The 14,310-nt window shown below is 65.1% G+C and carries 12 protein-coding genes; 5 read left to right on the top strand and 7 right to left on the bottom strand.

Features of this window, described 5'->3' with window-relative positions; all coding sequences use genetic code 11:
- Positions 1 to 52: 52 nt before the first annotated feature.
- Both tenA and IAE33_RS09515 read right to left on the bottom strand, forming a co-directional pair.
- Positions 53 to 715, bottom strand: coding sequence for a thiaminase II (gene tenA, locus IAE33_RS09520; RefSeq protein WP_201163305.1), 663 nt, complete (start codon positions 713 to 715; stop codon positions 53 to 55).
- Complete coding sequence (locus IAE33_RS09515) at positions 712 to 1,359, bottom strand: TenA family protein (RefSeq protein ID WP_201163304.1); 648 nt, start codon at positions 1,357 to 1,359, stop codon at positions 712 to 714. Before IAE33_RS09515 ends, tenA begins: the two co-directional genes overlap by 4 nt.
- A gap of 162 nt (positions 1,360 to 1,521) precedes the next feature.
- Between IAE33_RS09515 and IAE33_RS09510 the strand changes: the two genes are divergently transcribed.
- Together IAE33_RS09510 and IAE33_RS09505 are read left to right on the top strand one after the other, a co-directional pair.
- Positions 1,522 to 3,762: a putative bifunctional diguanylate cyclase/phosphodiesterase gene (locus IAE33_RS09510; protein ID WP_201163303.1), complete on the top strand. Its 2,241-nt coding sequence runs from the start codon at positions 1,522 to 1,524 to the stop codon at positions 3,760 to 3,762.
- A 78-nt stretch (positions 3,763 to 3,840) separates the two neighbouring features.
- Positions 3,841 to 4,791, top strand: coding sequence for a site-specific integrase (locus tag IAE33_RS09505; RefSeq protein ID WP_201163302.1), 951 nt, complete (start codon positions 3,841 to 3,843; stop codon positions 4,789 to 4,791).
- Here the strand turns inward: IAE33_RS09505 and IAE33_RS09500 are convergent.
- Complete coding sequence (locus IAE33_RS09500; protein ID WP_201163301.1) at positions 4,781 to 5,932, bottom strand: glycerate kinase; 1,152 nt, start codon at positions 5,930 to 5,932, stop codon at positions 4,781 to 4,783. The two genes, IAE33_RS09505 and IAE33_RS09500, sit on opposite strands and share 11 nt — an antisense overlap.
- A gap of 108 nt (positions 5,933 to 6,040) precedes the next feature.
- Positions 6,041 to 7,138 (bottom strand): sugar diacid recognition domain-containing protein, encoded by a 1,098-nt coding sequence (locus tag IAE33_RS09495; protein WP_201163300.1) that lies wholly within the window; start codon positions 7,136 to 7,138, stop codon positions 6,041 to 6,043.
- Positions 7,139 to 7,299: 161 nt separating this feature from the next.
- Here IAE33_RS09495 and IAE33_RS09490 point away from each other — a divergent pair, with 161 nt between their 5' ends.
- Both IAE33_RS09490 and IAE33_RS09485 read left to right on the top strand, forming a co-directional pair.
- Positions 7,300 to 8,625, top strand: a complete 1,326-nt coding sequence (locus tag IAE33_RS09490) for an MFS transporter (RefSeq protein WP_201163299.1) — start codon at positions 7,300 to 7,302, stop codon at positions 8,623 to 8,625.
- A 143-nt stretch (positions 8,626 to 8,768) separates the two neighbouring features.
- A complete protein-coding gene (locus tag IAE33_RS09485) occupies positions 8,769 to 10,301 on the top strand; it encodes an FAD-dependent oxidoreductase (RefSeq protein ID WP_201163298.1) in 1,533 nt (510 codons plus the stop codon).
- Positions 10,302 to 10,370: 69 nt separating this feature from the next.
- On the opposite strand, the gene IAE33_RS09480 is transcribed toward IAE33_RS09485, so the two are convergent.
- Positions 10,371 to 11,069 carry a TraX family protein gene (locus IAE33_RS09480; RefSeq protein ID WP_201163297.1) on the bottom strand — a complete coding sequence of 233 codons (699 nt, stop codon included), beginning with the start codon at positions 11,067 to 11,069 and terminating at the stop codon, positions 10,371 to 10,373.
- A 3-nt stretch (positions 11,070 to 11,072) separates the two neighbouring features.
- A complete protein-coding gene (locus IAE33_RS09475) occupies positions 11,073 to 12,149 on the bottom strand; it encodes a metal-dependent hydrolase (RefSeq protein WP_201163296.1) in 1,077 nt (358 codons plus the stop codon).
- A gap of 165 nt (positions 12,150 to 12,314) precedes the next feature.
- Here IAE33_RS09475 and IAE33_RS09470 point away from each other — a divergent pair, with 165 nt between their 5' ends.
- On the top strand, positions 12,315 to 13,199 hold the full coding sequence (locus tag IAE33_RS09470; RefSeq protein WP_201163295.1) for an alpha/beta hydrolase: 885 nt from the start codon (positions 12,315 to 12,317) through the stop codon (positions 13,197 to 13,199).
- Between the two features lie 14 nt (positions 13,200 to 13,213).
- Here IAE33_RS09470 and IAE33_RS09465 read toward each other — a convergent pair whose 3' ends face one another.
- Positions 13,214 to 13,945 carry a hypothetical protein gene (locus tag IAE33_RS09465; protein WP_201163379.1) on the bottom strand — a complete coding sequence of 244 codons (732 nt, stop codon included), beginning with the start codon at positions 13,943 to 13,945 and terminating at the stop codon, positions 13,214 to 13,216.
- Positions 13,946 to 14,310 lie beyond the last annotated feature (365 nt).

Here is a 14,310-nt window from a genome sequence, read left to right as displayed (position 1 = left end):
TGCTCCTCGTTCACTACCTGGGGTTGCGTGCCGGGCAGGTTGCCCTCTGGGCTCAGGCTGCGTCCAGCCCCATTTGCCAGAAATCCGCCTCCAGGCTCGACGCCTGGGCGAAAGTGCCCACCAGCTCGGCGAAGCGTTGTTCGGTCATGCTGCGGGTGGCCAGTTCGTCCAGATGCGTACGCGCCGCCGCGGCCACCGCCTGATATGCCGGCCCGGCGTACTCGCCTATCCACTCGCGATACGGGTGTTGGCTGAGGTCACCGACCTGCTCGGCCAGCGCCTGGCCGATTTCGGCGTAGCCGATCACGCACGGCGCCAGTGCCACGTGCAGCTCCAGCAGGTCGCCGGCCGCCCCGCAGTCCAGCACGTAGCGGGTGTAGGCCACGGTGGCCGGGTGTTCTGCTGCCGCTTCGATATCCGCCTGGCTCAGGCCCCACCGGGCGCACAAGCGCAGGTGCAGGTCGGTTTCGTCCAGAATCGCTGCCAACCCGGCCTGGGCTGCGCGGATATCCGCCGGGCGCCGGCTCTTGTAGGCGGCCAGCGCCCAGGCCCGGGCGAACTGGATCAGAAACAGGTAGTCCTGAACCAGGTAATGACGAAACGCCGCCTCGCTCAAAGTGCCCTCGCCCATCTGGCGCACGAAGTCGTGGTCCACGTAACGCTGCCACTGCGGTGTGGCGGCCGCTTTCAAGCGCGCGAAGATATCCATGCTCATTGGCCCTCCGGATAAACGGCGTCGAAGAATGCCAATTCCAGCGCTACGGTGCGCTGGTAGAAGTCCGTAGCCAGGGCAGCTTCGGCCGGGCCGACGCGGTCAAGTTCCGCCTGGAGAAAGGCAACGAAGGCCTGAAAAGCGGGGTTGTCGTGCAACGTGATCCACTCGGCGTGCACAAAGTGCTGCGGCAGCGGCTTCGGTGCCTTCAGCGCCCAATCCAGGTACAGGCCTTCGGCCACATTGAGCACTGCCAGCGCTGCAGCATACGACCGGGTGGCGGCCGCCTCGCGCATGATCGCCTTGAACCCTGCAGTGGGCACCGTATCCGCCGGCTCGCTGCGTTGGGCCGGGCTTACAGCCAGTGCGTCGAAGGCCCGCAGGAAGTAGGTGTTCTCGTCGCTGGAAATCATCCCGGCGAAACGCCCGAGGCGCAGGCGCGCCTCGAAGGTGTCTGCGGTGGCGATGGCCGCGCCCAGCAGGGTCAGGAAGCTGTCGAGAAAACGGTGGTCCTGTACCAGGTAGTCGATCATCACGCGGTCTGGCAGGGTGCCGTCGCACAGTTGAGTCACGAAACGGTGGCCGGTGGCCGCGCACCAGGTTGGCCCGCACTGGCGGCGCAAGGCCTGGTTGAAACGTTCGGTCATGAGAGTGCCTTCGATCAAGGGATGGCAGACCTATACCGCAATGCTTGTGCCCCTGTCACGCCGCGCCAGGCAAAAGAATAAAGGCTAATTGCCACCAGTCACCGTGCTGTCATCTTCCTGTCGTATTGTTGTGGCCTCACCCAGGGTCGGGAACTATCAGAAGTGATTCGTCGTTCGCTTTCTTCCGCCAGCCTGCTACGGCTGCTGATCCTGTTGCTGTGTGCTGCCACGCTGGCGTTCCTTTGGGGGCTGCATATCTCGCAGAAAGCGTCGGCCGGGCAAGACGCGCTGGCGGCCAAAGCTGCTGAACACCTGAACCTGGCCAGCATCATCGGCCAGAACCTGCGCCAGGCACTCGACCGTGGTCAGGCAGCCACCGGCAGCGAGGCCAACGACGCCGCATTCAAGCGCCTTGGCCTTTATGACCGGCACGGCCGCCTGCTATCGGCTACCCTGCCCGACGCCCCCGCCCAGCTGCCCAAGCCCTGGCTCGCGCAGTTGGAAAGGCAACTGGCGGTATACGGTGCCAAGCCGTTTCTGGCTCAAGTACTGCCTGATGAACGCGCAGCCCTGAGGGCCCTGGTGCCCCTTGGCGGCGACAATGGCAAGGTCGTGCTGCTTCAGTTGCAGCCCCTCTACCTGGCAGAACTGCTGCACCCTGTCGACCTGGGAAGCGGTGGCAGGGTCAGCCTCGTGCAGGATGACGGGTTGGAGCGCCTGCGCATCGATGGCCGCGGTGTGACGGCTATCGAAAGCCCGCTGCAGCCGGTCTTGAGTAGCCGCGGTGCAGACGCCGGGTTGCTCACCCAGTACGGCGTAGGCGAGGCCTATCAAAGCCTGTACAGGCGGGTACCCGAACGCGGGTTTAGCGTGGTGGTGAGCCAACCCCAGGCGGAAATCGTCACCCCTTCGCAGCTGGCCTACGCCAGGCAGTTCTGGCTGAACCTGGGCATGACCCTGATGATTCTTGCCAGCCTGGCCTGGACCTTGCGCCTGCTACGTAAACGCCAGGAAGCGTTCAGCGCGCTGGAGCATGCCCAGCAGGTCAACCAGCAGTTGATCGGCCGCCTGGAGGACGAACACCGGCGTAGCAGCCATGCCGCTGCCACCGACCACCTCAGCGGCCTGCACAACCGTCGCCAGTTCGTTGAGGTGGCCGGGCTGGCCCTGACCCGCCAGCGTGGGCGGCGGCAGTTGATGGCGATCCTGTTCATCGACATGGACCGCTTCAAATCGATCAACGACTCGTTGGGGCACAAGATTGGCGACCTGCTGCTGCAGGCCGTTGCCGGACGTATTCAGCGCTTGCTGGAGCCCGGGGACGAGGCGTCGCGCTTCGGCGGCGATGAGTTTGTGGTGTTGCTGGCCGGCGAGCGCAGCGAAGACCAGATCAACGCCTGGGTCGGTGAGCTGGTGCGCAGGCTCTCGGCCACCTATGCCCTGGACGGCCAGGAGGTCAACACCAGCCCCAGCGTTGGCGTCAGCATCTGCCCGCGCGATGGCCAGGACATCGACAGCCTGATCCGCAGCGCCGACGCAGCCATGTATTCGGCCAAGCAGGCCGGGCGTGCGCAGTACCGGTTCTTCGACCCGTCGCTGAACCTGGCGGATATTCAGGCGTTTACCCTGGAACAGGCGTTCGGCAACGGGTTGGCGGCGCGCCAGTTCGTGCTGCACTACCAGCCACAGATCCATCTGGATACCCACCAGGTGGTGGGTTACGAAGCGCTGGTACGCTGGGACCACCCCGAATTCGGCCTGCTCTACCCAGACCGGTTCATCGGCCTGGCCGAGCGCAGCGGTTTTATTGTCGAGCTGGGCTGGGAAGTGCTGCGCCTGGCCTGCGAGGCGCTGGCGGGCTGGGCCGCCGAAGGGCGGGAGGCACGCCTGGCGGTGAATGTGTCCGCCCTGCAGTTGCGCCAGGCGGACTTCGCCAGCCGCCTGCTCGATGGGTTGCACAGCCATGGCATTGCACCGGGGCAACTGGAACTGGAAATCACCGAAACCACCATCCTGGACCCCGAAGGCCCGGGGGTTGAGCACCTGCATCGGCTGCGTCTGGCGGGGCTCGGCATCAGCCTGGACGATTTTGGCCGCGGCTACGCTGGCTTTGCCCACCTGCACTCGCTGCCGTTGAGCAAGTTGAAGATCGACCGGTCGTTGATCGCCTCACTGTCCAACAGCCCTGACGACAGCCCGATCGTCTCGTCCACCATTATTCTGGCCAAGCGGTTGGGCTTGGCAGTGGTGGCCGAGGGGGTCGAAACCCGTGAGCAGGTGGTGTGTTTGAAGCTGGCCGGGTGCGATATCGCCCAGGGCTATCACTTCAGCCGCCCGCTGTCCGATGCGCAGTTGCGCGAGTATGCCCCGTTCAAAGAGGCGGAAGAAAAAGTCGCTTACTGATACCGGCAGCCCCAATTACCGCACCCGCGCATTTTGTAGGTATCGTATAAGCCTCGCACACCCCGCCGGCCCCGGACCATGACCGATATAGACCTCTACCTGCGCGCTGCCACCCGTGACAACACCCGGCGCAGCTACCAGGCGGCCATCGACCACTTTGAAACCCACTGGGGCGGCTTCCTGCCGGCCACGGCCGACAGCATTGCCCGCTACCTGGCCGATCACGCCAGCCAGCACGCGGTGAGCACGTTGCGCCAGCGCCTGGCAGCGCTTAGCCAGTGGCACATCAGCCAAGGCTTTCCCGACCCTACCAAAGCGCCGCTGGTGCGCCAGGTGCTGCGCGGTATCCGCACCCTCCACCCCGCGCCGCCACGGCAGGCGGCGCCGTTGCTGTTGCAGCACCTGCAAACCGCAGTGGGCTGCTTTGAGCAGGAGGCACGCCTGGCCCGCGAACAGCATGACCTGCACACATTGCGGCGGGCGAGGCGTGACAGCGCCCTGTTGCTGCTGGGCTTCTGGCGCGGTTTTCGCGGGGATGAACTGGCGCGGCTGCGGGTGGAGCACATTCAGGCCGAACCCGGTGTCGGCATCACCCTGTTTCTGCCACGCAGCAAAGGTGACAGAGAGGCGCTGGGGGTGCAGCACCGCACCCCTGCCCTCAAGGCGCTGTGCCCGGTAACGGCGTACCTGCAATGGCTGGAGGTGGCGGGCATTGCCCACGGCCCGGTGTTCCGCAAGCTCGACCGCTGGGGCAACCTGGGCGATGCCCCGCTCAACAGCAACAGCCTGGTCGGCGTGTTGCGGCGCATGCTCGAGCGCGCCGGGGTGCCGGCGGCGTTGTACACGGGGCATTCCCTGCGCCGCGGTTTCGCCACTTGGGCCACGGCCAACGGCTGGGAGCTCAAGGCGCTGATGAGCTATGTGGGCTGGAAAGATGCCAAGTCTGCGTTGCGCTACATCGACGCCACGCAGCGTTTCGGTGAACTCGCCCTGCTGCCGGCCAGCCCACTGCCGGCCCTTACGCCCTGACGGACCACTGGCGAGCACACTGCCACAGGCGGCCGATATCGCAGGCGCGGGCCTGTAACAGCCGGGCCGCATCGGCACAGGCCTGATCCAGGCTGATCGGCCCGTCAGCCAACGCAAACGCAGCGTCTACCCCGTGGGCGTAGAGTTGCTGGTAGCCCTCCCCCAACGTACCTGCCAGCACCACTACCGGCACGCCATGGCGCTGGGCGACCCGCGCCACGCCCATGGGCGTTTTGCCGCGCAGGGTCTGGGCGTCGAAACGGCCTTCGCCCGTCACGACCAGGTCCGCGCCCTGAACCAAGGCATCCAGCCCCGTCAGTTCGGCCACAACCTCTACCCCCGGGCGGAATTGCGCGCCCATGAACGCCCTGGCGGCAAAGCCCATGCCGCCTGCGGCGCCACACCCCGGGAAGTCGCGCACATCCTGGCCCAGCAGGCGCGCACAATGGTCGGCAAAATGGCCGAGCGCCTTGTCCAGCGCCTGCACCTGCTCGGGGCTGGCACCTTTTTGCGGCCCGAAAATCGCCGATGCACCGTGCGCGCCGCACAGTGGGTTGTCGACGTCTGCGGCGACTTCGAACTGCACCTCGGCCAAGCGTGGGTCGAGGTCGCTGGCGTCGATCCTGGCCAGGCCTGCCAAGCCCAGACCACCCTCAACCAGCGGTTGCCCGTGGGCGTCCAGCAAGCGCAGGCCCAGTGCCCGCAACATGCCACTGCCAGCATCGTTGGTGGCACTGCCCCCAATCGCCAACACCACACGCCTGGCCCCAGCCGCCAGCGCTGCCGCAATCAACTCACCGGTGCCCCATGTGCTGCTGCGGCAGGCATCCCGCTGACCGGTAGGCACCAACTGGAGGCCGCTGGCCTGGGCCATTTCAATGATTGCGGTGCGGCTCTGCGGCAGCCAGCCCCACCCTGCCTCCACCTTGTGCCCCAATGGCCCACGCACGGTCTTCCGGCGCAATTCGCCGTCGCTTGCCGCCAGGATGGCCTCCATGGTGCCCTCACCTCCGTCGGCCATCGGGCACTCGATCAATTCGGCCTTGGGCAGCGCCTCGCGCAGGCCGTTGGCAATGGCACGGGCTACCCCAGCCGCGTCGAGGCTGTCCTTGAACGAGTCGGGCGCGATGACGATTTTCATGGTGATACTCCTGTCCTGATAGCGGCATGCTGACACCTGGCAACGCCAGCGGCCTCAGTCAAATGCACAACGCTGCGCGGAGGTAGTTTGGGCAACTGCCTGTGCTGGTCAGCCAGCGGGCAGCAACTGCAAACCCAGGTACAGGCTGAGCATGCCCTCCATGCGCAGCGGGTCCACCTCGCCCAGCTCGGCGATGCGCTCCAGGCGATAGCGCAAGCTGTTGCGGTGGATGCCCAGCGCGTCGGCACAGGCCTGGCTCTGCCCGTCATGGGCACACCAGGCACGCAAGGTAGCAAGCAACTGGCCGTTGCCATCCTTGGCGCGGATGCGTTGCAGCGGCTCCAGTAGCTCGTCCAGGGCGTCATCGCTGCGGTGGCGCCACAGCATTGCCGGCAGCCTGTAGCGGTGCAGGCTCAATAACTGTTCGCCGGGCAGCACTTCCCTGCCGTAGGCGAGCAGGTCGCGGACCCGGCGATAGCCCCGGCGCAGTTGCTCCAACCCCTGGGCCACGCTGCCAAGCGCCAGGCGCTCGACAACCCAGCCATGGCGTTGCAGGCGTTCGAGCAGGCGTGCTTCATCCAGCGCCGCGCCTGCCGGGCGGCACCACAGCAGCGATTGGCGCGCAGGGCTCACGCACCAGCTGTCGGGGTAGCGGCTTATCAGCCAGGCGGCCAGCGCCTCGGCGTCAGGGCCCGAGGCCAGTTCAAACAGGCACGGCACCCGCGGCAGCTGAGGCTTGAGGCCCAGTTGCCGCGCTTCATCCAATAGCCGTGGCGAATCGCCCGCGCCACCCAGCAGCAACGCCAGCAGGTCATCGCAGCGCTGACGGCGCCATTGCTGATCGGCCTGCAGGTGACGCTGGGCCAGCAGCATTTCGGCAGTCATGCGCACCAGTTCGGCGTAGGTCCGCACCTGGTGCGGGTCTCCGGTAAGGCCCAGTACGCCCATCAGCCGGCCATCGAGCATCAGCGGCAGGTTCACGCCCGGTTGCACGCCCTTCAGGCAGCGTGCAGCATCGGTATCCAGCTCGACGATGCGCCCGTTGGCCAACACCAGTTGCGCACCTTCGTGGCGGGTGTTCACCCGCTCAGGCTCGCCACTCCCCAGAATCAGCCCCTGGCTGTCCATGACATTGACGTTGCATGGCAGAATGGCCATCGCCCGGTCGACAATATCCTGCGCCAGGTCGTGGTCGAGTTCGAACATTCAAGGGTCCTTGCAAGCGAGCGATTGGGCCAGGGCACAGCAGTGGCTGGCCGGTGCTGTGCAAAAGCACAAAGACAGGCATGCCGCCGTCCCCGAGACTCGGTGGGGCGAGCGCCGGCACAGGCGACGCGGCGACAACCATAACAACAGAGAACCCGATCATGGCACACAGCCCCGCCCCTGACCACGGCACGGACACCGAGCGTAACGCACTGTACCGGCGCATTACTCTGCGGTTGATTCCGTTCATTTTCATCTGCTACCTGTTCAACTACCTGGACCGCGTCAACGTCGGCTTTGCCAAGCTGCAGATGCTCGACGCGCTCAACTTCAGCGAAACCATCTACGGCCTCGGCGCCGGCATCTTCTTCATCGGCTACGTGCTGTGCGGCTTGCCCAGCAACCTGGCGCTCAACCGCTTCGGCCCGCGGCGCTGGATTGCCCTGATGATGATCGCCTGGGGCAGCTTGTCCACCTGCCTGCTGTTCGTCACCACGCCCACCGAGTTCTATGCCCTGCGCCTGCTCACCGGCGCTGCCGAAGCGGGCTTCTTCCCCGGCGTGGTGCTGTACCTCTCGCGCTGGTTCCCGGCAGCGCGTCGGGGCCGCATCATGGCCCTGTTCATGTCGGCCATCCCGGTTTCGGGGTTGCTGGGTGGGCCGTTCTCCGGCTGGATTCTCGAGCATTTCGCCGCCGGCCAGCACGGCCTGGCCGGCTGGCAGTGGATGTTCCTGATTCAGGGCCTGCCGACCGTGGCGCTGGGTGCGCTGGCGGTGTTCCTGCTCAGTGATGGCCACCAGAATGCCCACTGGTTGAGTACCCGCGAACGCCAGCTGATCGCCGCCGACCTGCAGGCCGACGCCGACGCCAAGCCCCGCACCTCTGGCGACACTGTGCGGGCGGTGTTGACCAACCCGCTGATCTGGACGTTTGGTTTCGTGTACTTCTGCATCCAGAGTGGCGTTTACGCCATCAACTTCTGGCTGCCGTCGATCATCAAGAACATGGGCTTCGACAACCCGCTGCTGATCGGCTGGCTCAGTGCCATTCCGTACCTGCTGGCCGGTGTGTTCATGATTCTGTGTGGCCGGTCGGCCGACCTGCGCAACGAGCGGCGCTGGCACCTTGTCGTCCCGATGCTGATGGGCGCCGCGGGGCTGCTGATCGCGGTGAACTTCGCCGGCACGCCGACCATCGCCATTCTGGGCCTGTCCATTGCCACAATGGGCGCACTGACCGGCCTGCCGATGTTCTGGCCGATGCCCACTGCCCTGCTGAGCGCAGGCGCCGCCGTCGCAGGCTTGGCCATCATCAACTCGGTGGGCCAGATGGCCGGGTTCCTCAGCCCGTATCTGGTGGGCTTCATCAAGGACCAGACCGGTTCGACCGACGCTGCGCTGTATTCCCTGGCGGCACTGATCGTGCTGGGCAGCCTGGTGGCCCTGCGGGTTACCCGGAGTGGTGTGGTAGGCGGTGTTCACCGGTAGAGTTTCAGCGCCTGGAAGATAGAGCGCCGCGCGTGCGGCGCTCCATCCTACAGACGGAACATCCCTGCCGGTCGTCAGCCCAACGCATCACCCTCCCCCGACCGGCGTCATAACCTCCAGAGCCCCTCCCTGGAGAAACGCCCATGACCCACCACGCCGTAGCCCATCTGAGCGACCTCGATGATCAGCGCCCCCTGCGTGTGCAGGCTGGCAGTGAAGAGCTCATCCTGCTGCGCCAAGGTGACCAGGTACACGCCTTCCAAGGCACCTGCCCCCATGCCGGCGCCCCGCTCGACGAAGGCCGTGTCTGTGACGGCATGCTGATTTGCCCGTGGCACAAGGCCGCGTTTGCCCTTGGCGATGGCGCAGTCTGCGAGCCGCCGGCACTCACGGGCTTGCAACGCTACAAGGCCTGGGTCCAGGACGCACGGGTATGGGTGGATGATCGCCCGATGCCCAAGCCCCAGCCAGCCCGGCGCAGCGATGCCCGCTGCTTCGTGGTGGTTGGTGCCGGCGCGGCAGGTACTGCGGCGGTCGCCACACTGTTGGATCAAGGCTTCGCCGGCCGCCTGGTGTGGATTGACCAGGAGCGCCACCCCGCTTATGACCGCACGGCACTCAGCAAATTTGTACTTGCCGGTAAAATGCCGCCTGACGAAGTACCCGCGTTGCTGGAGCCCGATGACCTGCGCAAGGGTCAGCTGGAACGCAAGCACGCCAAGGTGCGCTCGCTGAACAGCCAGAAACGCCAGCTGCTGCTGGCTGACGGGCAGAGCATCGACTATGACGCCTGCCTGGTGGCGACGGGCGCCAAGCCGAAGCGCGTGGACGTGCCAGGTAGCACGCTTGCCGGCGTGTATACCTTGCGTACCCGCGATGACGCCGAGCAATTGCTCGACGCAGCCACCCCGGGGGAGCCCGTGGTTATCGTCGGCGATGGTTTCATCGGCCTGGAGGCTGCCTCGGCGCTCTGCGAGTACGGCGCCCAGGTGCATGTGGTGAGCCGCCACGAAGTGCCCCTGGCCAAACAACTGGGCGAGCGAATTGGTAAAAGCATCCGTGCGCTGCACCAAAGCAAGGGCGTCACCTTTCACGGCCCGGCAGATGTCGTTGCAATTGAAGGCGATGAACAGGCGCAAGCCGTGTTGCTGAGCACAGGTGAACGGTTGGCCACCGCGATGGTACTGCTGGGTACCGGGGTCGAGCCCGTCACAAGCTTCATCCAGGGCGTGGCGCTGGCGGATGACAAGTCGCTGCAGGCCAATGGTGAAATGCGCGTGGCCGACGGCCTGTGGGCTGCAGGCGACATTGCCACCTTTCCGCTCTCAGGCCACGCGGTACGTATCGAGCACTGGCGCCTGGCCCAGCAGCACGGGGTGATCGCGGCAGCGAACATGCTCGGTGAGAAGCGGCACTACGCAGATGTGCCCTACTTCTGGACCTTCCATCATGGCCAGCGCTACGAAAGGCTGGGGCATGCGCAGACGTGGGACCAGATGGAGTACGTGGGGGCACCGGAATCGGGTGACTTCATTGCCCTGCAGTGTACGGCTGGGCAAGTGCAGGCCGTGATCGCCAAGGGTTATGCCGATGCGATGATGGTGCTGTCGCAGCGTATGAGGCGGCCGCTGGACCTGGCCGAAGCCCTTGAGTTGATCGTGGTGCCCGTCAGTTGAAGCCGATGACCGCTGGCGTTCCGGCTCCCAAGCCGGCTTGCCAGCGTCGGCCCACCCACCACGGTGAGCCTAACCCCCACCCATCAGCTTGATCAGCACGAGGTGCCCTGGGTAAAACGCATACCCCCACCGCCCCACGGCCGGTATTTCGGGCCTGGTACAGCGCAGTAAGCCAACCCCTAATGGGATTGAAAACAGTGCCGTGGTGAGCACAAGCCACGTAAACGGCGCCAGCAAATGCTCACGCAACCAGCCATTGGTCAAGTTCCCCGCCATGGCCAGCAGGCATGGCACTAACCACCCAGCGCCACCGTGCCGACGTGCCAGCAGCCAGCCGGCGGGTAGCAGCACCCCCGGCAAGCCATACATCAACCGATCGTTTGCCAGCCAGCCGCTTATCAGTGCTGCAAGCCCCAGTAGGCGTGCCAAGCCCTGTTGATAGTGCACACCCCAGGCAACCAGCAGCCCCAACACCAGCGTTGGCATGATGCTGAACGTCAATGACCCGCTGTCCAGCCAGCGATACACCGGTTCCGACAGCACGGTAAACACCAGCATCAAACCCAGGTACCGCAGGTTGCTGCGGGTACAGAGCGGCCCCGCCTCATTCCTGGCCACATTTACCGCAATGGCCAGGCAAAACAAAGGAAAGGCCATGCGCCCGACCACGAACAGCCCGTCGGCCTGCGGCCAGACAAAGCGCAGGTGATCGGCGACCATGGTCAGCATCGCCAGCCATTTCACCAGGTCCAGGCCGGGTGCGCGCATGGGTCAATGCCCGGTTTCAGGAGGCTGCACGCCCAGGTAGCGAGAGGTCCAGCTGGCCAGGGGGACCGGTGGTTGCTGGGCGACTATGCGCCGCCAGATCAGGGCCAGGTCGTGCCCGTTGAACATGGACCCGGGGCCGCCTGCCTGGTGCGCGGTAGGCACCTGGATCACCCACTGCCCCTGGTCATCCAGGTGGGCAAAGTCGAAGCGGAAACTGTAGTTGCCCGGCGTCCCCATGCGCAGGTCGGTCACCACCAGCGTGCGGCCCACCTGGTCATAGCGCAGCCAGTCGTCAGTGAACCAACGTAACCGTTGGTGCAACGGGTCGTTCGCCAATACCTCGGCCAACGGCAGGTGGCGGGTGAGGCGCTGCATTTCTGGCGGGCCGCGGTCGAACAGGCTGCTGACGCCTTCGTAGTAGATGCCACCGGGCGCCTTGGCCAGCACGCGCCACACCAGGCTGTTGAAGGCCATCGGGACCGCGCGCACTTCACTGGCCTGTATGCCCTGAGCATTCAGTGCGGCCTGGAAGCGGTGCTCAGCCACCATGCGGCTGCCAAGGCCAAAACCCAAGTAGGCGGTGCTGAATGCCAGTGCCAGGGCCATCAGGCGGGTGGCTTTCAACGTCACCCCCTTGCTGGCTGCGTACAGCACCGCCCCCAGCAGTGGCAGCGTGTAGACCGGGTCGATGATGAACACCGCCGCCCAGCTTTGTGGGGTTAGTTGCAATGGCCAGAACAACTGGGTGCCATACACGGTGAAGGCATCGAGCACAGGGTGGGTTACCAGTACCAGCCAGAACGCCAGGAACAGCCTGGGCAATGTATAGCCCTTGCCAGGCCAGCGTTTGTTGACCAGCCATGCCAACAACAGCGCAAGGCCGGTGAGCACGAACAGGGAGTGGGAAAAGCCACGGTGGTAGGTCATCCGTGACACCGGGTCAGCATAGCGGATGACCACGTCCAGGTCGGGCACCGTTGCCAGCGCTGCCCCGTAGAGCAGCGAACGGCGGCCCTGGAGGCGGCCCAGTACGGTACCTTGCAGCGCCGCACCTAGAACGGCTTGGGTGATGGAGTCCAAGGGAAGGCCTTTGTCAGGGGGTATTAGCGCACGCTACCTGCATACGGGCGCCCAGTGCAATTGCGGGGTCGCTCAGGCACGTGCCGAAACAGCTTGCAAACAAGCGGTGCGGCCGTTCGGTAACTTTTCTCACATTCGGGGCAGTGCATTTGATAAAAAGCCCGCATGCCTACTTTTATGTTTGCCCACCTGCGCCGCCGCTGGTTCAGCTGGCTGTGCGCCGCCCTGTTGCTGCTCGGGCTGCCGGCCGGCTGCTCCGTGTTGCAACACAAGGAACGGGAACTGGTGTTCCGTATCGAGCCGGGCCAGGCCAGTTGGTTCCATGGCCTGCCCAGCGGCATCCAGGAACTGGACCTGCGCCCGCGTACCTTCACCGACAACCAGAGCCTGCACGCCTGGTGGTGGCCCGCACAGCGCGCCAACGCCCCGGCCATCCTGTACCTGCACGGCGTGCGCTGGAACCTCACCGGCCAGCTGTTTCGCATCGAGCAGTTACATGCCATGGGCTTTTCGGTGCTCGCCGTGGATTACCGCGGGTTTGGCCGTAGCCGCGGCGACCTGCCCTCGGAGGCCACCGTGTACGAGGATGCGCGCATTGCCTGGGAGCGGTTCGCCCAGCTGCAGCCGGACCCTGCCAAGCGGCTGATCTTCGGCCATTCACTGGGTGGCGCGGTGGCGGTGGAACTGGCCAGCGAGCTGGCCCGTGATGCACGCCACAAGGCGGCCGTCGCCCCGGCACGGGGGCTGATTCTGGAGTCCACCTTCACCTCGCTCGGCGATGTGGCCGCCGTGGTGGCCAACACTTCACTGCCCGTGCGCTGGCTGATGTCGCAGAAATTCGACTCGCTGAACAAGATTCACGAAGTGGGGGTGCCGGTGCTGCTGGTGCATGGGCTGGACGACCGTTACGTGCCATCACGCTTCAGCCAGCAACTGTTCGAAGCAGCGCAAGAGCCCAAGACCTTGCTGCTGGTACCTGGCGCCACCCACAACAACAGCATGAGCCTGGCGGGCCAGCGCTACCGCAAGGCCATCCAGGCGTTGCTGTAGGCCCCAGGCCACAGTCATTGCACCGGCAGGAAGTTCATCAGCAACAAACTCTGCGCATAGTTCAGGCCAATACGGCGGTAGCGCTCATCCAGCAGCTCGGCCAGCAGGTCAAGGCGGGCCACCACCTTGCCAAACTCCACGGCAAAGCTCAGGTTGCTGCCCTCTTCTGACAGTTCGTTGGAGAACAACAGCAGTACGCCATTGGCATCCTGGCGCTGGCTGAGCATCCAGGTGGCCTTCTCGATGTTGCGCGCGGCGTTGTTGACGAACAGCGGGTCGATGGTGTCGGTGATGTAGAACTCGGTGCGCCCACCGTGCGCTGTGATCAGCATGCTGCCAATGGCATAGATGAAGGCGCCCACACGGTCACCGCGAAATTCGGGGCTCAGGGCGTAGCTCAGGGCCGCCAGGTCGCGGCGGTTACCCAGCTGCGGCAGGGGCTGGCGTTGCTCGATGGCAATACGGATCTGCCGCTCGGCGGTGGCGGCATCCAGGTAGCCGGACAGCTTCCACTGGCTGGGGTTGCGCAGGTACAGCTTGTTCATCAGCAGGTACAGGCTTTGCAGGTTGTCGCGCATCGCCAAGGTGGCCAGCCGGTCTACGCTGGTCTGGAACAGCTCGCTGGGTTTGCCGTCACTGAACTGGGTGACGATATCACGCCCCTGCTGATGGCTGCAGGCGCACAGGCATGTGAGGGCACCTGCCAGCAGCAGGCGGAGTAACAGGTGGGGCTTGCACGCAACCATCGGCACCGGGTCGAAATCGGCGGCCACGCGGGGATCGCAGCGGCCTGGGCCTAGGATAGAGCGCCGAAAATGGAAAAAGTGCGGGTGGCTGTGGGGCGCGGCCCTTAAAGGCGGGGTGAACAGCCCTAGCACCGTGGCTGCTAGGCAGACAACTTGCTTCGCAGGCAACCCACGCCCATTGTGAGAGCAACTGTCTTCCACAAGATCTCAAAATTGGTGCAATCCCTGTGGGAGCGGGTTTACCCGCGAAGCAGACAGCGCGGTGTTTGGCACCGGCTTTGCCGGTGTTCGCGGCTGAAGCCGCTCCCACAGTGATGGACTGCCCCACAAAAGTTGGACAGTTTCAGCTAGCAGCCTTGAGGCCA

The organism is Pseudomonas sp. S60 (assembly GCF_016647865.1).
GTDB lineage: Bacteria > Pseudomonadota > Gammaproteobacteria > Pseudomonadales > Pseudomonadaceae > Aquipseudomonas > Aquipseudomonas parafulva.
Note: the sequence above shows the minus strand (reverse complement) of the source record. Positions and strands in the feature narration are given on the sequence as shown.